Source organism: Micromonospora sp. CB01531, from assembly GCF_001905095.1.
Classification (GTDB): Bacteria; Actinomycetota; Actinomycetes; order Mycobacteriales; family Micromonosporaceae; genus Micromonospora.
Genome location: NZ_LWLS01000024.1, coordinates 78,220 through 94,833, shown reverse-complemented (window position 1 = coordinate 94,833; position 16,614 = coordinate 78,220). Strand labels below are relative to the sequence as shown.

Sequence of the window (16,614 nt, the reverse complement as noted above, 5' to 3'; positions counted from 1 at the left end):
CGTCGAGCGCACGGGACCACCGGAGACGGTCCGGTGCTCGTCCCGAGCATCGACAGGAGGACAGCGATGAGACTCAGGAGCGCACTGGTGGCCCTGGTCGTCGTGCTCGGCGGGCTGGTCGCCGGCGTCGGCGGCGCCGCGGCGGCCACGCCGTACTGCGGCATCACCTGGGGCAGCACGGCCAAGGCGGGCGGCAAGCTGAGCACCGCCCCGCTAGGCGAGGTCCGCACCGGCCAGCACGGCTGCTGGGACCGGGTGGTCTTCGAGTTCGCCGGCCCGGCCGACGGCTGGTCGGTCGCGTACGGGGAAACCTACACCGAGGGGCAGGGGCTGGCGCTGTCCCCGTACACCGCGGGTGGCGCGCTGCTGCGGGTCTCGCTGCGGGCGCCGGCGTACGACGGGAACCGCGTGGCCACCGTGCCGTACCGCACCGGTGAGCACGTCGCGAACCCGCTCGGCTACCGAACCCTGCGGGACGTGGTCTTCGGCGGCAGCTTCGAGGGCTACACTACCTTCGCCGTCGGCGTCCGCGCCCGGCTGCCGTACCGGGTCTTCGTGCTCGACGGCCCCGGTACGCACAGCCGGATCGTCCTCGACGTGGCCCACCGATGGCAGGCCTGAACCCGTCGGCGGTGATGGGGGCCGACCGGGTCCCCATCACCGACCGTTGCGCCAGCACCCCGCAACGTCCCACCCGGCTACCCTCGGTGGCCATGGAGGGCCGCGTGCTGGTCGTCGAGGACGATGCCTCCATCCGGGAGGTCACCGCCCTCGGTCTGCGGCGGGCCGGATTCCGGGTGGAGACCGCAGCGGACGGACGGGCGGCCCTCGCCGCGTGGCGGGCCCGGCCGGCGGACCTGATCGTCCTCGACGTGATGCTCCCCGGCCTCGACGGCTTCGAGGTCTGCCGGGAGATCCGGCGGACCAGCCAGGTGCCGATCCTGATGCTCACCGCCCGCACCGACACCATCGACGTGGTCGTCGGGCTGGAATGCGGCGCCGACGACTACCTGCGCAAACCGTTCGACCTCCCGGAACTGGTCGCCCGGGTCCGCGCCGTGCTACGCCGCACCGTGGCGCCGGTCACCGACACCACCGTGACGGCCGGGCCGCTGGAGATCGACCCGGCCCGGTTCGTGGCCCGCAAGGCCGGCCGCGAGCTGACCCTCACCGCGACCGAGTTCCGGCTGCTGCTGGAGCTGGCCCGCCGACCCGGGCAGGTGTTCACCCGCGAACTGCTGCTCGACCGGGTGTGGGGGCACAGCTACCTCGGTGACTCCCGGCTCGTGGACGTGGCGGTGCAACGGCTGCGCGCCAAGGTGGAGGACGACCCCGGCGCCCCGACGCTGATCAGGACGGTCCGCGGCGCCGGCTACAAACTGTCGACGGGGTGACGGGCGATGACGGCGGGCAGGGTCACCCCCGGGCGCTTACGGCGCCGGCTCGTCATCGCGTTCGTGCTCGTCGCCGGGGTCTCCGCCGGCGCGCTCGCCGGCGGGTCGTACCTGATGCTGCGGCAGGCCCGGTTCGACGGCTCGCTGCAACGCGCCGCCGCCGACGCCCGCTACCAGCTCGTCCTCGCCGCCCAGTTCCTGCCGCTGACCGACACCCGCCGGGCGGACCTGCTGGCCAGCTTCGAGCAGAACGGACGGCACGTGCTGCTGGTCGCCGGCGACACCCAGGCGTCGAACCCCCGGTACGCGCCGACGCCCGGCCCGGCCCTGCAGGACGCGGTCGCCGCCGGGCAACTCGCCTTCCAACGCTCCCCCGGCAGCACCCGGCCGCACCTGCTCGTGGTCGGCGGCCGGATCCCCGGCTCCACCGCCGAGCTGTACGTGGTGACCGTCGAGGACGACCTCGCCGACGGCCTCAACCAGCTCCGCACCGCGTTGGCGGTCGGCTGGATCGCGGTGGTGCTGCTCGCCGCCGCAGTCGGCAACACCCTCGCCCGGCGCACCCTGGAACCGGTGGGCCGGGCCAGCCGGGCCGCCCGCGCCGTGGCCGAAGGGCTGCTGGACACCCGGCTGCCGGTACGCGGCCGCGACGAGTTCTCCGCGTGGGCCGCGTCGTTCAACGAGATGGCCGAGGCGCTGGAGACGAAGATCGAGGCGCTGTCCCGGGCCCAGGCCCGGGAGCGGCGGTTCACCGCCGACGTGGCGCACGAACTGCGTACCCCGGTCACCGCCCTGGTGGCCGCGGCGTCGCTGCTCGCCGACCAGCTCGACGCGCTCCCCGCCGACGCCCGGCGCGCCGCCGAACTCCTCGTCACCGACGTGGTCCGGCTCCGCCGGCTCGTCGAGGAACTGATGGAGATCTCCCGCCTCGACGCCGGGCGGGAACCCGTGTCGATCCGGCCGGTGGACACCGTCGCGGTGCTCCGCGGGATCGTCGACGCGCGGGGCTGGACCGACCGGGTGACCGTCGCCGGGGAGGCACCCCCCACCGGCACCGACCCGCGCCGGCTGGAACGGGTGCTGGCCAACCTGGTGTCCAACGCGGTCGAGCACGGCGGCGGCGAGGTCCGGGCCGAGGTACGGCACACCGGCGAGACGGTCGTCGTCGACGTCACCGACCAGGGCCGCGGCATCCCCGCCGAGCACCTGCCACATCTGTTCGACCGCTTCTACAAGGTCGATCCCGCCCGCACCGGATCCGGCAGCGGCCTCGGCCTGGCCATCGCCCAGGAGAACACCCGACTGCTCGGCGGACGGCTGACGGCACACAGCGAGATCGGCCGCGGCGCCCGTTTCCGCCTCGAACTGCCCCTCACCGGAGGAGGTGACCCGTGCGACGCCTGATCGCCCCGCTCACGGCGCTGCTCCTGCTCACCGCCGGCTGCGCGCCGGCCCGCACCGGCACTCTCGGCCCGGCCCCCGCCGGAGCCTCCCGCACCGCCGGCGCCACGCCGACGGGCGCGGGACGCACACCCGCCACCGTCTCCCCCACCACCCGCCCGTCGACGCCCGCCGCCCCGACCGGCGTCGAGGAGCCGAGCCCGGACGGGACGGTCACCTTGCAGCTCTGGTTCACCCGAGGCGGCAAGCTCGTGCCGGCCCGGCGTACGCTGCCCGCCACCCCGGCCACCTCCCGGTTGGCACTCACCGAACTGGCCGCCGGCCCGTCCCTCGCCGAGACGGCCACCGGCATGACCACCCTGGTCCCGGCCGGCACGCAGGTGAGCCGCATCGCCGGCGGGGTGGCCACGCTGGTCCCGCCGGCCGGCTTCGACGGCGACGACGCGGCGACCGTCCGGCTGCGCCGGGCCCAGGTGGTCTGGACGCTGACCCAGTTCCCCACCGTGCGTCGGGTGGCCTTCGCCGCGAACGACACCACGCCGGCCGCCCGCGGCGACTTCGCCGACCTGCTGCCGCCGATAGTGGTGACCGGACCGGCGATCGGCGACCGGGTCACCAGCCCGGTGACGGTGACCGGGACCGCCGACGTCTTCGAGGCGACGGTGAGCGTCCGGGTCCTGGACGCCGCCGGCCGGGAGGTGGGCACCGCGTTCAGCACCGCGACGTGCGGTTCCGGCTGCCGGGGCGACTACCGGGTACGGGTCGGCTACCGGCTCGACCGCACCGGACCGGGCAGCATCGAGGTGTACGAGGTGTCGGCCCGGGACGGTTCCCGGATCAACGTCGTGGCGGTTCCCGTCGTCCTGACCGCCGGCGGGTAGAGCTGGTCATCTTCTCGATCAGGTCGGCGGCGACGGCCGCGCCGTCGGCCGAGCGGATCTGTCTGCCGATCCGGGCGGCGCCATCGCGGTGCGGACCGTCGCCGAGCATGTGTGCGATCGCGGCTCGGATGTCGCTGACCGAGGCGGACCTGCGCAACACCGTGGCGGCGCCCTGACGGGCGACGGCCCTGGCCACGGCGGGCTGGTCGCCCAGCGGGGTCATGGGAGGAGCACCATCGACAGGTCGTGCGCCAGCGCCTGCAGGTGGTGCTATGCCCGGCGTGCCCCACGACCAGGCTCACCGTCGGCAGGACCTGCGCGTGCGGCAGGAACTGGTGCACCTCGACGTTGGCCGGTGGACGGAGCTCGTCGGCCGCGACGCCGTGGCCGACGGTCAGCACCGCCTGCACCGGAAGGTCCGCGACGGCCTCCAGGATCGACTGCAACACCGCCTTCTGCCCCACGTAGTAGATCGAACTGAGGCTACCCAGTTTGATTATGAATCGTCACTGATCATAGATTGGTCTGTGTGGAACGTTTTCGGCTCTCCAATGCTGCGGAGCGTGTCGGTGTTCATCCGTGACGCATCACGTTTGGGCTGGCTCGGGAGCGTTCCGGTGACGTGGGTCGATCGTGAGGGCCGGTTCTCTGGATCGGTGTCGAGGCATTGAGTCGGTGAGCGGGAAGCTGCGGCTGGCCGAAGGTGAGGCCGCCCGCACCGCGTGCGCCCGCGCCTTGCTGCGCACCGGTGTGGACGAGGAGACCGGCGAGGTCCTGTCTGCGGCGGTGCTGGCGCAACGTGTCGGGTGGTGTGCCGATCTGGTGGCGGGCATGGTGGCCGCGCTGATCGGCGAGCACTGGAACACGGCGGATGTGGAGGTGCTGGCGGCCGGGGTGAATGCGGGTGGGCGCAGGTTGCCGCCGAACGCGTGGATGGCGTTGCGACGCCTTGGCTGGACGGTCGCCCCGCCTGGGGGTGTGAGGGTCAATGACCGGGTCGTGCGGATGGTGCAGGAGCAGGCGGGGCGTGCTCTTCGTTCGGCGGCGTGGCGTGCTGATGTGACAGCGGGGGTGCTGGCGACCTGGCCGGCCGATCCACGCAAGCGCACCCCCGTCGAGTGGGAGCAGGTTCGGGCATCGATCCCTGGCGGGGAGCATCTGCCATCGGGCGTCATCAAGGGCCGCACCCGGCAGGCCGCCGCGTTCCTCACCGCCAACGGCCGGGTGCCGGCGGACGTGTTCGAACTCGAAGGCGTCCCGAGGATCCCGCGGATGCTGCTGCTGGCCGCGTGTGATCGGCAGCAGGCCACCCTCGAACGTTGCGCCACCGACCCGGGCAGAGCGCTACTGCGGCTGCAGCTTCCTGTACGACCGGATCCGCGAGCGTACGGGGACTGGACGTGGGTGGCCTGTCCGATCATCCTGCCGCCCACGGTCCCTGCGGGTGCGGTGCTGCACCTGCCCACTCTCCGTGTCATGGGCGGCAGGGTGCGCGCCGATGTGGCATTCACCCATGCCGTGCCGAACGCCCAGCGCACCGGTCACACGGTCGGGCTCGGTGTGGACTGGGGCGTGAACACCCTCCTCAGCGCCGGTGCCCTGCGACTACAGGCGGACGGTCGGATCACGGCGTTGGGGGCTGGGGCTCAGTTCCGGGCCGCCGGGGTCCTCGCGAAGCAGCACCGGCTGCGCCGTCACGGTGAGCGGCTGCACACCAAGGTCGACCACTACCAGCGGCTCATCGGCCTCGACTCGCGGCATCAACTCGTCGGTAAGCATGCGGTCCTGCGCGACGAGATCCGCCACGTCTCCGAACGCCGCCAGAACCTGAACAACGCGCTCGCCTGGGCTGCCGCCCGCTGGACGGTGGACCAGGCGATCGTCGCTGGGGCGTCCGTGATCTATGTGGAAGACCTGCGCTCTTTGGAAGCTCGGGGCATGGGCGTCACCCTGAACACGCGCCTGTCTCAGCAGGTGCGCGGGCAGATCGTCGACCGGATGCGGCACCTTGCCGCCGAGGCGGGTATCGCCGTGGTCACCGTCCCCGCCCGGAACACGTCCAAGCACTGCCCGCAGTGTCTGACTCCGCTGCAGCATCGTAAGGCGCCAGACAGGCCGACGGTGGCGGGCTGGAAGTGGGCCATCTGCCCCAACACGGGCAGCTGCGGCTGGCAGGGCGACCGCGACCACGGCGCATGGCGGCGCATCGCCGCCCGCGGCCTCACCCACCAGGCCAAGACCGTCACCGACAAGACCAACGGACACATGATCATTCGCGCCGTGGTCGACACACTCGAAGCCACAGCCGTCATCACCAGGACCAGTCGGGGAGACCGGTCGAAGACCGGCCCTACCCGGCACAAGGCAACACGCCCCGCGCCCAGGCGACGCAGGGCACCCTCCCCCGCCAGACCTCATGGCCAGGCGGGCAAGCGTCCGGAGGGACACGCACCAACGGACCGGACCCGGCTGCCCCGCGCAGCCCACCGACACCAGGGCGTGAACACGATCAGCACACCCACCACCGGCCACCGGCCACGCGGAGCAGCACTGGGCGCAGGATTCCACCTGAATGCCCACGCTACCCCACCACGGTGGGAAACGATCCCGGAAACTCAATCCGACTCAAGATCACTAAGCTGACCAGAGACGCTCAGGTCGCTGCGGCCCCACAGCCGCGCCGGCGACATGCCCTTGGCGCGGGCGACCAGCCCGATCGGCCCCCGCGCCCAGGGGCCGTGCAGGTAGCGGTGCAGGGTGTGCACGAGCGTCACCTGCGGGACCGAGAGGCCCTGCGCGGCCCTGATCCCGGCCAGCAGCATGCAGTCGACGACCGCGACATCAGCCGGCTCGCGGCGCAGCGACTCGGCCACGTCCGCGCCCACGGCCGTCTCGGTGAACAGTCGCAGATACTTCACCGCCCACTGCGGGCTGTTGGTACGCGTCACCGGCGACCAGGCGCGGGCATGCCGGTAAGGCTCGAAGCGCAACCCGGCCGCCTCCACCGCCTGGCGTTGCCGCGGGTGGCCGAGCATACGGACCGTGTGCCCGCGACGCTGAAGTTCGGCGGCGATTCCGAGCGCCGGCGGCACGTTGCCGCCACCGTCCCAGGTGACGAACAGCGATGACGTCATGATGACTCCCCAAGAATCGCTGCGATGAGCTGCCGGACCCTGCCCTCGGCCTGCTCCCGGGCCAGCCGACGGTCTCGGGTGAGCAGCTTCCAGGTGTACAGGTCGGTCGCGATGACCAGCAGATCGGTGATCGCCTCCCGCGCGCCGGCCGGCCGGGCCGCAAGCATCGGCGCGAAGACCTGCGCGACCCAGTCACGATGGAACTCGCGCCCCTGCTCGGTGACCGCGTAGACCCTCGGGTCGTGCGCCTCCTGGGCGAGGAATCGCAGCATCAGCTCGCCCCAGCGGTCGTAATGGTCGAAGAGAGTCGCTACGGCGGCATCGACGTCGCCGGCCGGGGTGTGTCGTTCCGCACTGACCTGCTGCACGGCTTGCGCCGCAGCCGCCTCGAACAGGCCGTCGCGGCTGCCGAAGTGCCGCAGCACCGTCTGCACGCTGACCTGGGCGGACTCCGCCACATCGGTGAGCACGATCTCCACCGACGCCTGCCGCCGGGCCAGCGCCACGGTGGCGTCCAGAATCCGCTGCCTGGTACGCGCCGCTGACGCGGCTCGCGCCGTCTGGACGTAGGCCCGCTTGGCGTTCACGGGCATCAGTGAACACCGCGACCCGATTTCACGTCAATGGCGTTGACACGAAATTGCCGCTACCCCGTGGTGGCCGCCGGTGTCTCGTAGATCCACGACTCGGCCGCGCCCTCCGGCGCCCGCTCCACTCGGCGATACTCGACGGTCTCCGTCGTTTCATGGGGTCCGTGCAGCTTGAGCTGGTACGTCGTCGGCGGATCATCCGCATCCGGCACGTCCCAGTCCACGCTCATCCCGTCGTACGGCCCGCCCCGCAGGCGCAGCTTCGCGATCGCCACGCTACTCACCGTAGCGAAGCCGAGGGTCATGCGGGCGCGTTAGCGGCCTGAGACCCAGGTCGCCGCCCACCTCGCGCGGACCGGCAATCACACACGGTGGACCGCGCCGCGTCCCACCGGACACCCGCCGAACACCGAAGGCCGCGGCGCTAGGGTGGGCTCGTGCTCCGCCAGGTCACCGGAATCCGATACGTCACCCCGCTGCGCGAGGGCGGCTCGCTGCCCGGCGTGGTCGAGGCCGACGACCTCGGCACCTACGTGGCGAAGTTCCGCGGCGCGGGACAGGGCCCGAAGGCCCTCGTCGCCGAGGTGATCTGCGGGGAACTGGCCCGCCGACTCGGGCTGGCGGTGCCCCGCCTGGTCGTGCTCGACATCGACCCGGTGATCGGCCGGGCCGAACCGGACGAGGAGGTGCAGGAACTGCTGCGCGGCAGCGGCGGCGCCAACCTGGGGATGGACTTCCTGCCCGGCGCGCTCGGCTACGACCCCATGGCGCACCCCGTCGACCCGGTCCTCGCCTCCCGGGTGCTCTGGTTCGACGCGTTCACCGAGAACGTCGACCGCAGCTGGCGCAACCCCAACCTGCTGATCTGGCACCGGCAGCTCTGGCTGATCGACCACGGCGCCTGCCTCTACTTCCACCACAACTGGCCGCGCGCCGAGGCAGCAGTGCACCGGCCGTACCGGGCCGACGACCACGTGCTCGCCCCGTACGCCACCCGGCACGCCGAGGCGGACGCCGACCTGGCGCCACGGGTCACCCCCGCACTGCTGACCGAGGTGCTGGCCCTGGTCCCCGACGACTGGCTGGCCGGCCCCGACTTCGACTCCGCCGACGCGGCCCGAGCCGCGTACGCCGACCATCTCGCCCGACGGGTCGCGCGCACCGCCGACTGGCTGCCGCAGGAGAGCGCCGCATGAGAAAGCCCTTCGAGTACGCGGTGATCCGGCTGGTGCCCCGGATCGAGCGCGGCGAGCAGATCAACATCGGCGTGATCCTCTACTGCCAGGGGCTCGACTTCCTCGGCGCGCGTACCCACCTGGACGCCGACCGGGCGCGGGCCCTCGCGCCGGACGTGGACCTGGAGGAGGTCGCGGCGGCGCTGCAATCATGGGACCGGACCTGCGTGGGGGCCGGCCCGTCGGCGGGAATGCGGCACGGCGAGCGGTTCCGCTGGCTGGTCGCACCGCGCAGCACGATGATCCAGGCCGGGCCGGTGCACACCGGCCTCACCGCCGACCCGGCGGCCGAGCTGGACCGGCTGCTGGAGACGCTGGTGCGCTGAGCCGACGGCACAGCGCTACTTCACAGTGGACGGCAATCGAGACCGAGGTGGGGCTCGAACCCACGTGCGCTGCGAGCGGAGGACTCGAACCTCCACCTTCCCTTCCAGAGAGGGATGTGCTGCCCACTTGCACCAGCTCGCATGGTGTCCGCCGAGCGGCGGACCGTGCCCCGGCCAGGATTCGAACCTGGGCCCTCCGAATTCGTAGTTCGGCGCGCTCTCCGCTGCGCCACCGGGGCGGGCGACCGGCGCCCTCCCCCCGCGGGGCGCCGGTCTGGTCAACCCTTCACGCAGACAACCTGCTTGAGGTGCGCCACCACCTCGACCAGGTCCTCCTGCTGCGCCATCACCTGGGTGATGTCCTTGTACGCGCCGGGGATCTCGTCGACCACCCCGGCGTCCTTGCGGCACTCCACGCCGGCCGTCTGCGCCGCCAGGTCCGCGGTGCTGTAGGTCCGCTTCGCCTGACCGCGCGACATCCGGCGCCCGGCGCCGTGCGACGCCGAACAGTAAGCGTCCAGACAGCCCTTGCCGCGCACGATGTACGAGCCGGTGCCCATCGACCCCGGGATGATGCCGAGATCGCCCTTGCCGGCCCGAATGGCGCCCTTGCGGGTCACCAGCACGTCCACCCCGTCGTACGTCTCCTCCGCCACGTAGTTGTGGTGGCAGCTGATCGGCTCGTCGTAGGTCACCTGCGGGAACTCGTCGCGGACCACGCCGCAGAGCAGGGCGAGCATGACGGCGCGGTTGCGGCGCGCGTACTCCTGCGCCCACCAGAGGTCCCGACGGTAGGCGTCCATCTCCGGGGTGCCGGCGAGGAACACCGCGAGGTCGCGGTCGGGCAGGTCGACGTTGTGCGGCAGGCCGCGGGCCACCGAGATGTGCCGCTCGGCCAGTTCCTTGCCGATGTTGCGGGACCCGGAGTGCAGCATCAGCCAGACCTGGCCGTCGTCCGGGCCGCCCTGCTCGAGGCAGACCTCAATGAAGTGGTTACCGCCGCCGAGGGTGCCCAGCTGGCGCTGAGCCCGGGTCTCCAGCTGCGCCACCTTCCGGTCGAGAGTGCCGAAGCGCCGCCAGAAGTCGTCCCAGCCGCGCTGCTCCAGGCCGCGGACCCGACGCGGGTCGACCGCGTCGTCCCGCTTGGCGAAGCCGACCGGAATGGTCGCCTCGATCGCCGTACGCAGCGGGGCGAGGTCGTCAGGCAGGTCGGCCGCGGTGAGCGAGGTACGCACCGCCGACATGCCGCAGCCGATGTCGACGCCGACCGCGGCCGGCGAGACGGCCTGGCGCATCGCGATGACCGAGCCGACGGTGGCGCCCTTGCCGAAGTGCACGTCCGGCATGACGGCGACCCCCTGCACCCAGGGCAGGGCGCCGATGTTGCGCAGCTGCTTGGCCGCCTGCGCCTCGATGCTGTAGGGGTCGGTCCAGACCCGGACCGGCGCCCGGGTGCCGGCCAGCGGGGTAAAACCCATCGTGTCTCCTTGATTTCAGGGATTTCTAAATCTTGTCGTCCTCATTGGAAGATCGCCTGCGCTGTTGAAGGTCGAGGTCTGATGTCGCTCGCTCTCGTGAAGGATCTGAGCAGTCGCCGTCAGCCGCCCACCGCCGTCGAGATCGAGGCTCTGGAGACAGACGCGCTGGCGGGCTTCGTTCTTGCTCGATCGAGCGCGGGCTGGGCAGACAGCACCATCCGCGCCGACGTACGCACGTTGACCTCACTGCGCGAGTGGCTCGACAAGCCTCTGTGGGAGATGGAGCCCTCCGACGCGGACCGATACTTCGGCAGGCACCTGAAAGGCATGGCGAGACGACCAAGACCGCACAGTCCTGCTCGATCACGGTGTTCTTTACCTACTTGGAGAAGCGCCACGCCGCCGAGATCTACAACATCACTGGCCACGCCCCGGAAGGTCCACTGGACGACCTCAACCGCCCCCGTGGCCACCAAGAAGGGCTGATCCGTGTTCCCCCGCCCGAGGCGGTGCTCAAACAGCTCTTCGGGGCTTGGCGCGCGGACCTGGAGAACACCAGGAAGTTCAACACCGAAGCGCGCGACTACATCGCCTGCCGGCTGATGGCCAAGATCGGCGTCCGCATCAACGGAACCACGAAACTCGATCTAGACGACATCAAGGACGGGCGCAAGTTTGGGTCCCGGCGCCCTCCGGCGGGTTTCATGGGGCGTGAGTCTAGGACCCGCCCTGGTCGTGGGTGCTTGGCCTTATCGCCATGGGTCGCGCAACAGTCGGCAGCGAGCGAGCCATGATCTCCGCATGGAGGAGGCGAGCGCAGGCTCGTCCAGACCGACGACGTCCACGAGACGGGGCGTGTGTACCTCGAGCTCGCTGATGCGACGCCGTAGTGGCGTTAGAGTCGCCGGGTATGGGACTCCTTACCTTCAACCTTAACCTCACCCTGGACGGTTGCGTCGACCATCAGGAGGGGATCGCCGACGACGAGACGCACGCCCTCTTCACCCGCCTCATGGACACAGCCGGGGCCATGCTGTGGGGTCGCGTCACCTACGAGATGATGGAAAGCTACTGGCCGGCCGTCGCCCGCGGCGACGAGCAGGCGCCGCCGGCCATGCGCGATTGGGCGGTCAAGCTGGAGGCCAAACCCAAGTACGTGGTGTCGTCGACGCGCAAGGACTTCCCGTGGACCAACAGCCACCACATCGCCGGCGATCTGCGCGAGGGCGTGCAGAAGCTCAAGGACGCGACCCCGGCCGGGGTCCTCCTCGGAAGCGGCAAGCTCGCGACCGAGCTCGACCGGCTGGACCTGATCGACGAATACAAGCTGCTCGTCCATCCCAGGATCGCCGGCCACGGCCCGACGCTTTACCAGGGCGGGCTGCCCGGCACGCGCCAGCTCGAGCTGGTCTCGGCGGAGCCGCTCCGCAACGGCGTGGTGGCCATGCACTACCGTCGCGTGCGCTGAATCGCACGAGTCGATCGCCGCCAGCTCACCGGCACCGCGGCGTCCTTCTCGCGTTCGCCGCGCCGAACGACTTCTCGAAGGCGAGTACGTCTCCGAATAGCCGGTCGGAGGCTCCATGGATGTCGCCAGCGACAGAGGATCATGGCCCGTCCATCATGACCACGACATCACAGGCGGTCCCGGCGGGTGAGCGACATGCTTGCGCCCACCCGCCAGTGCCTCCAGGGCGGGACCCAAACTCGCGCACATTGCTCATCGAGAAACACTCCGCCCTTGGCCCAGAAAGGACGCCCATCTGGGCCCCGTTTCCACGACCGAAGCCAAACGGGCGGCCCTCACGCTGACTTGGTCGACGCTGGCGTCGAAACCGGCTTCTGGATGACCAGGGACGCCCCGCACCCTGGCCCGACGACATCGACGACTGGACTCCTGCGGGAACTACGCAGGAGTCCGAAAGGCCGCCGTCTGACGACGCTCCGGTCTAAGCCGGCTGAACTTCATCCGGAACATAGAGGCGAGGTGCTGGTCAAGGCGTTGGAGGGGTTCTAAGTTCGTCCTGAAGCAACTTCAGTTCCCGTGAACTTAGGCGGGTCGCGGCTGGCCGGATTCGAACCGGCGATCTTCACCATGGCAAGGTGACGCGCTGCCTGACTGCGCTACAACCGCGAGGTGGTCCCGGAGGTGGGACCGGCGTAGGCCGTACGGGACTCGAACCCGTGACCTCCCGGGTGAGCACCGGGTGAGCTGCCAGCTGCTCCAACGGCCCGTGCGGGACGGCGGGTTGCCGTCCGCGAAAGTCCGGGACCGCGGAATCGAACCGCGTGTCCCTCGCGCCCAAGGCGAGCGGGTCAGCCAGCTCCCTCGTCCCGGAGGCCCGGCCGGCGTCGGGTGGGACGCCGGGCCGGGACAGTACTCATGCCGTCCACTCTGGAGTTGAGAAGATGCGACGTCGCCGGCTGGCGGCCGGGACGGGGTGAAGCAGGGGCGACAGGATTCGAACCTGCAACCGTCGGAGTTGGAATCCGGTGCTCTTCCGTTGAGCTACGCCCCTCGGAGCGGGGTGACGAAAAAGCCGCCCGGTCCCTGATCGCGGGGCGGGCGGCTGCGCGTGGATCGCGCCGGCGCTAGACGCGCCACCACCCGGATTGCCAGAGCTGCCGTCGGCAGCCGCCCAGGCCGGATTCCGGCAGCAGGGCACCGCCGCGCGGCGTGGGCCGCTCGGCCTGGGTGCGGTTCTGCTGCGACACGGTGTGCTCCCTGCGTGGTGGTGCCAGTTGATGTTGCCCGCTCACGGTAGGCGGGCCGGCGGGCGGACCGCAATGAATATTCGTACGCCCTGCATCAGCCGGCACGGGTCACGCGCCCTCGAGATGGCGGGACAGGACCAGCGCCGAGGAGACCGCCAGCTCACGGTCGAGTACCTCATCCCGGGGGACGAACACCATGGCGCGTCCCTCTCCGAGCACCACGTCCTCCTGTCGTGCAATGGTGGTGCCGTGGAAGACGTGGACCGTCACGGTGTGGGGGAAGCCCTCCTCGTATGGGCGCGGACCACTCCACAGCGGGTGGAGCTTCCCCGCTGTCAGGCCTGTCTCTTCCAGTAGCTCACGGCGGGCGGCTTCCTCGGGCGTCTCGCCGGGGTTCGACGTGACCGCCTGGCGAGCTCCATTGAGGATCGGCGGGACGCTCTACTTGGCATCGGTTAGGAAGGCGGTGACGCGGGTGCTGACGGTGGCGTGGAGGGCAGCTACCGCCTCAACGCCCTCGTGCAGTGCTGCGGACAGCGCCGCGACGTCGCACGGGTCGTCGATCGGGCGCGCGATCGCGAGGGCGCCTTCCCACCAATAGGTGGCTACCGCCCACGCGACGTCATCGTCGGAGAGCATGAGGTCGTCCAGCACCTGGTCGATGGCCTCGCCGAGGTCTTCGTCGTCCACGTCCGGATGGTCGTCGACGCACCGCTGCCGCAGCCGCCCGGCGTCAGCGTCAATCTGGAGCTGCCAGCCTTCGCCGGCAGCGGTGACGTCGAACCATTTCGGTAGGCCGCGGTCGGTGTCGTCGCCCGCCACCAGGCAGGGGATGCGCAGGTCGTCGATCGGGTGGGTGCGGACCAACTCGTAACCCAGGGCGCTCGCTGCCTGACGCAGTTGCGCGGCTCGGCCGCCCTCCCAGCGGGCACCGACCGGCAGCACGGCACGCAACCGTTCCCCGATCGTCGCCCAGCGCGCGTCTGGGACGAGCACCTGCAGCGCAGCCGCAATGTCCTCGAAGGTGACCGCTGGCAGCCGTGGGTCGCCCACATACAACTCGATGTGGGGTTCGAGCAGACAGGTGAGTAGCACCTGCTCGGCGGCGACCTCATAGGGTGGGGCGTCGTCGATGTAGGCCAGCGCGTCGTGGATCGCCGACACCCAGTCATTGGCATTCCAGGCGACCGGCTGCCAGGCGATCGAGCCGCAGTCGCAGCGACTGGCGGGCGCGGTCGGGGACAGGTCGGTGTCGCAGCGGGGACAGGTCAGCCCGGCAGCGGCTGTCTGACGGGCGTAGTCGTCGCGGATCGTTGCCAGGTCTGCGGCGATCTGCCGCGGTGACCCGTCGAGGAATCCGGCCCAGCCGAAGTCGGTGTAGATCTTTACTGTCCACATCCGGCCGCGGCGGCCGCGCTCGGAGTCGGCGTCAGCGAGTTCCCAGCCGTCAGGGCCGAGTGTGGCGGTGAGTGCGTCGATGACCGGCTGCCAGGCCGACACGTCGTCGTCCGGTGGCGGCGGTGGGGCGGGGCGGCCGGTCGCGGCGGCGGCGAGCGCCGTGGCGCGCCAGATCGAGCGTGCCTGGCCGGGGGTCGGTTCGCTGACGGTGTAGCCGGTGAAGTAACCAGCGATGTCCGGGGTGACGGCCACGAGGTGGCCGTCGGGCACGACCAGCGAGGCTGGCGGGTCGAGGAGGCGGTGGCGGGCGCAGACGAGCGCGTCGAAGCTGCGGACGAGTGCCGCACGCACGGATCGCGTGTGGCCACACTCGGCGCAGGTGGCGCTGACCTTCTCCCGGCCTTTTGCCATGATTCGTCCTCCCAAGTCCGTGCGGGCCCACGCTACCGATGGGGTCCGACAGCGTGGGTTCGCCGGGATCTGGGACCTATCTGAGCCGCGCCTGGGTCTCCGCTGCACGGCGGGCATCGCGGCGTTTTCCCCCGGACGGTTCGGCGGGCACCGAAGGCTGCGGCGCCTAGCCTGTCGCCGGGGCTCGAAGGAAGGAAGGCCGGGATGGAGTTGCGGCGTCGGGTGGCGGAGCGGTTCCGCGATGTCAACGGGGAGCACCCGATGACGGCGGCGGACGACGCGTACGTCAGCGGTCAGTTCGTGGTGCTGACGGAGCTGTGCGCGGCGACCGGGCGGGACCCGGACGGCGTACGCCGGTTGATGCTGGACCGGCGGCTGCCGTTGCCGGGCTATCTGCGCTCGGACCGCGCGGAGATGGTGCCGGCCGACCTGTTCGCGCTGGCGGAGCGGGCGGGCGGCCCGGAGCTGCTGGCGGAGGGGTTCGTCGGGCACTGGGCCGACCCGGCGCAGGGCGCGGCCGAGTGGGATGCCTACCTGAGCGGGCGGTACGTGTGCCTGCGCTCGGTGACGCCGGGAAACATCCGGCGCAAGGACGAGCTGACCACGGCGATCGAGGCGGCGCTCGCCGCGCCGGACGCGGGGTCGGCGGCCTGGCTGGACCGGCTGCATGCGCTGGTCGACGAGCTGGACACGCTGGAGCCGGCGTTCACCGGGTACGACCGGCTCCGGTTCGGCGGCCCGACCTCGCGGGACACCTGCATCGACGCGGTGCGGGCCCGGTATCCGCGCCGGGTCACCGCTCGGCACGGGCGGTGACCCGGCGGGCCACGGCGAGCAGGTACTCCTTGCGGTGGAGAGGGTCGTGGTCCCAGCGGGGCCGGCTGGGGGCGGGGCCGCGGACCGGTCGGTAGTGGCCGAACTCCGATTCGAGCGTCCCCTCGCCCCGGGTCAGCGCGGGCAGCCGTTGTTCCAGCGCGTGCACCCGCCCGGCCGGCACGTCGCCCTCGACCAGGTATCCGCTGCCGTGCGGGGTGGCGGTGCGGGGCACCGCGTCGAGGCCGGTCAGCACCGGCAGCACCGCGCCGAACAGGTCGGCCGGCAGGTCCAGGCGGAACCGTTGCACAACGGCGCCGCAGCGCGGGCAAGCGATTAATCCGGACGGGTGGCGGTCGACTGGGTAGGGTCTCGGGGCGCCGGCGCTCACGCTTCGCGGGCGAACTCCATGTCCATCCAGTCCACCCAGGTTGCGCCGTCGGGTGAGCGCTCCCATTTCGCTGCCATCGTCTTGCCGTCGGGGTCGATGGTCAGCGTCGTGCGCATCGTGTCCCCGGCGAATGTCCAGACACCGGCGTCGTCGACGCTTGCCCGCATCTCGCCGTATCCGCCCTGGTCGTCGAACGCCCGCATCCGCAGCCGGCCGCCGTCAGTCGGGTCCGGGTCGCCGATCATCTCGATCACCTGCACTCGGTCCTCGCCCATCTGCACGTCGACGTGATGCACCAGGAACCCGCCACCCGGAAACCACTCGTAGGCGTCCGTGCCGGCGATCTGCACACCGTCCACCGCGCGGCCGCTCGATCGCCACCGTCCGACCAGAGGTTCAAGCCGCTCGATCACCGGTATCACCCTCCTACCTTCGGGTAAGCTCGTA

General features: G+C 71.2%; 20 protein-coding genes and 5 tRNA genes. 10 read left to right on the top strand and 15 right to left on the bottom strand.

The features are described 5' to 3' along the window. Window positions 1-66: 66 nt before the first annotated feature. The 4 genes from A6A27_RS05700 (at window position 67) to A6A27_RS05685 (ending at window position 3,676) form a co-directional block, all read left to right on the top strand. Window positions 67-621 (top strand): AMIN-like domain-containing (lipo)protein, encoded by a 555-nt coding sequence (locus A6A27_RS05700; RefSeq protein WP_198940205.1) that lies wholly within the window; start codon window positions 67-69, stop codon window positions 619-621. Between the two features lie 92 nt (window positions 622-713). After that, window positions 714-1,394: a response regulator transcription factor gene (locus tag A6A27_RS05695; protein ID WP_073833575.1), complete on the top strand. Its 681-nt coding sequence runs from the start codon at window positions 714-716 to the stop codon at window positions 1,392-1,394. Between the two features lie 6 nt (window positions 1,395-1,400). Beyond that, entirely contained in the window at window positions 1,401-2,798 is a 1,398-nt protein-coding gene (locus A6A27_RS05690; RefSeq protein ID WP_073833479.1) for a sensor histidine kinase, read from the top strand. Continuing rightward, on the top strand, window positions 2,786-3,676 hold the full coding sequence (locus tag A6A27_RS05685) for a Gmad2 immunoglobulin-like domain-containing protein (protein WP_073833477.1): 891 nt from the start codon (window positions 2,786-2,788) through the stop codon (window positions 3,674-3,676). The genes A6A27_RS05690 and A6A27_RS05685 overlap by 13 nt, the downstream gene beginning before the upstream one ends. Here A6A27_RS05685 and A6A27_RS05680 read toward each other — a convergent pair. Further along, window positions 3,633-3,899: a hypothetical protein gene (locus A6A27_RS05680; RefSeq protein WP_073833475.1), complete on the bottom strand. Its 267-nt coding sequence runs from the start codon at window positions 3,897-3,899 to the stop codon at window positions 3,633-3,635. The genes A6A27_RS05685 and A6A27_RS05680 overlap by 44 nt on opposite strands. A 452-nt stretch (window positions 3,900-4,351) precedes the next feature. On the opposite strand from A6A27_RS05680, the gene A6A27_RS05670 reads away from it, so the two are divergent. Next, window positions 4,352-6,319, top strand: a complete 1,968-nt coding sequence (locus A6A27_RS05670) for a zinc ribbon domain-containing protein (RefSeq protein WP_073833472.1) — start codon at window positions 4,352-4,354, stop codon at window positions 6,317-6,319. Here the strand turns inward: A6A27_RS05670 and A6A27_RS05665 are convergent. The 3 genes from A6A27_RS05665 to A6A27_RS05655 are packed head-to-tail and all read right to left on the bottom strand — an operon-like array spanning window position 6,292 to window position 7,675. Then, window positions 6,292-6,810 (bottom strand): glycosyltransferase, encoded by a 519-nt coding sequence (locus tag A6A27_RS05665; protein ID WP_073833470.1) that lies wholly within the window; start codon window positions 6,808-6,810, stop codon window positions 6,292-6,294. The two genes, A6A27_RS05670 and A6A27_RS05665, sit on opposite strands and share 28 nt — an antisense overlap. Further along, the gene (locus tag A6A27_RS05660; RefSeq protein WP_073833469.1) at window positions 6,807-7,403 is read right to left on the bottom strand and encodes a TetR/AcrR family transcriptional regulator; all 597 of its coding nucleotides are present in this window, start codon (window positions 7,401-7,403) and stop codon (window positions 6,807-6,809) included. The genes A6A27_RS05665 and A6A27_RS05660 overlap by 4 nt, the downstream gene beginning before the upstream one ends. 53 nt (window positions 7,404-7,456) lie before the next feature. Beyond that, complete coding sequence (locus A6A27_RS05655; RefSeq protein ID WP_143193900.1) at window positions 7,457-7,675, bottom strand: hypothetical protein; 219 nt, start codon at window positions 7,673-7,675, stop codon at window positions 7,457-7,459. 162 nt (window positions 7,676-7,837) lie between these two features. On the opposite strand from A6A27_RS05655, the gene A6A27_RS05650 reads away from it, so the two are divergent. Continuing rightward, complete coding sequence (locus tag A6A27_RS05650; RefSeq protein WP_073833466.1) at window positions 7,838-8,596, top strand: HipA family kinase; 759 nt, start codon at window positions 7,838-7,840, stop codon at window positions 8,594-8,596. Next, complete coding sequence (locus A6A27_RS05645; RefSeq protein WP_073833465.1) at window positions 8,593-8,961, top strand: DUF3037 domain-containing protein; 369 nt, start codon at window positions 8,593-8,595, stop codon at window positions 8,959-8,961. Before A6A27_RS05650 ends, A6A27_RS05645 begins: the two co-directional genes overlap by 4 nt. A 69-nt stretch (window positions 8,962-9,030) precedes the next feature. Here the strand turns inward: A6A27_RS05645 and A6A27_RS05640 are convergent. From A6A27_RS05640 to A6A27_RS05630, 3 genes are all read right to left on the bottom strand, one after another. Next, a tRNA-Gln gene (locus A6A27_RS05640) sits at window positions 9,031-9,103 on the bottom strand. Between the two features lie 24 nt (window positions 9,104-9,127). Then, window positions 9,128-9,200: transfer RNA gene (locus A6A27_RS05635), tRNA-Arg, on the bottom strand. A gap of 39 nt (window positions 9,201-9,239) precedes the next feature. Beyond that, a complete protein-coding gene (locus A6A27_RS05630; protein WP_073833463.1) occupies window positions 9,240-10,439 on the bottom strand; it encodes an RtcB family protein in 1,200 nt (399 codons plus the stop codon). A 368-nt stretch (window positions 10,440-10,807) separates the two neighbouring features. Between A6A27_RS05630 and A6A27_RS05625 the strand changes: the two genes are divergently transcribed. Continuing rightward, on the top strand, window positions 10,808-11,233 hold the full coding sequence (locus tag A6A27_RS05625; RefSeq protein WP_073833462.1) for a hypothetical protein: 426 nt from the start codon (window positions 10,808-10,810) through the stop codon (window positions 11,231-11,233). Window positions 11,234-11,349: 116 nt separating this feature from the next. Next, on the top strand, window positions 11,350-11,907 hold the full coding sequence (locus A6A27_RS05620) for a dihydrofolate reductase family protein (protein WP_073833460.1): 558 nt from the start codon (window positions 11,350-11,352) through the stop codon (window positions 11,905-11,907). 592 nt (window positions 11,908-12,499) lie between these two features. On the opposite strand, the gene A6A27_RS05615 is transcribed toward A6A27_RS05620, so the two are convergent. The 6 genes from A6A27_RS05615 to A6A27_RS05595 all read right to left on the bottom strand — a co-directional run bounded on the left by A6A27_RS05615 (window position 12,500) and on the right by A6A27_RS05595 (window position 14,963). Next, window positions 12,500-12,573: transfer RNA gene (locus A6A27_RS05615), tRNA-Gly, on the bottom strand. A gap of 27 nt (window positions 12,574-12,600) precedes the next feature. Beyond that, a tRNA-Glu gene (locus A6A27_RS05610) sits at window positions 12,601-12,673 on the bottom strand. Window positions 12,674-12,886: 213 nt separating this feature from the next. After that, window positions 12,887-12,958, bottom strand: a tRNA-Trp gene (locus A6A27_RS05605). Window positions 12,959-13,031: 73 nt separating this feature from the next. Beyond that, window positions 13,032-13,154 carry a hypothetical protein gene (locus A6A27_RS46775; RefSeq protein ID WP_274534527.1) on the bottom strand — a complete coding sequence of 41 codons (123 nt, stop codon included), beginning with the start codon at window positions 13,152-13,154 and terminating at the stop codon, window positions 13,032-13,034. Between the two features lie 108 nt (window positions 13,155-13,262). Further along, window positions 13,263-13,493 (bottom strand): hypothetical protein, encoded by a 231-nt coding sequence (locus A6A27_RS05600; protein ID WP_241825096.1) that lies wholly within the window; start codon window positions 13,491-13,493, stop codon window positions 13,263-13,265. 102 nt (window positions 13,494-13,595) lie between these two features. Then, window positions 13,596-14,963, bottom strand: coding sequence for a hypothetical protein (locus A6A27_RS05595; RefSeq protein ID WP_073833459.1), 1,368 nt, complete (start codon window positions 14,961-14,963; stop codon window positions 13,596-13,598). A 204-nt stretch (window positions 14,964-15,167) separates the two neighbouring features. Here A6A27_RS05595 and A6A27_RS05590 point away from each other — a divergent pair, with 204 nt between their 5' ends. Then, on the top strand, window positions 15,168-15,779 hold the full coding sequence (locus A6A27_RS05590; RefSeq protein WP_073833457.1) for a DUF6058 family natural product biosynthesis protein: 612 nt from the start codon (window positions 15,168-15,170) through the stop codon (window positions 15,777-15,779). Here A6A27_RS05590 and A6A27_RS05585 read toward each other — a convergent pair. Then, entirely contained in the window at window positions 15,757-16,086 is a 330-nt protein-coding gene (locus A6A27_RS05585; RefSeq protein WP_073833455.1) for a hypothetical protein, read from the bottom strand. The two genes, A6A27_RS05590 and A6A27_RS05585, sit on opposite strands and share 23 nt — an antisense overlap. 77 nt (window positions 16,087-16,163) lie before the next feature. Beyond that, on the bottom strand, window positions 16,164-16,580 hold the full coding sequence (locus tag A6A27_RS05580; RefSeq protein ID WP_073833454.1) for a hypothetical protein: 417 nt from the start codon (window positions 16,578-16,580) through the stop codon (window positions 16,164-16,166). Window positions 16,581-16,614: the final 34 nt, after the last annotated feature.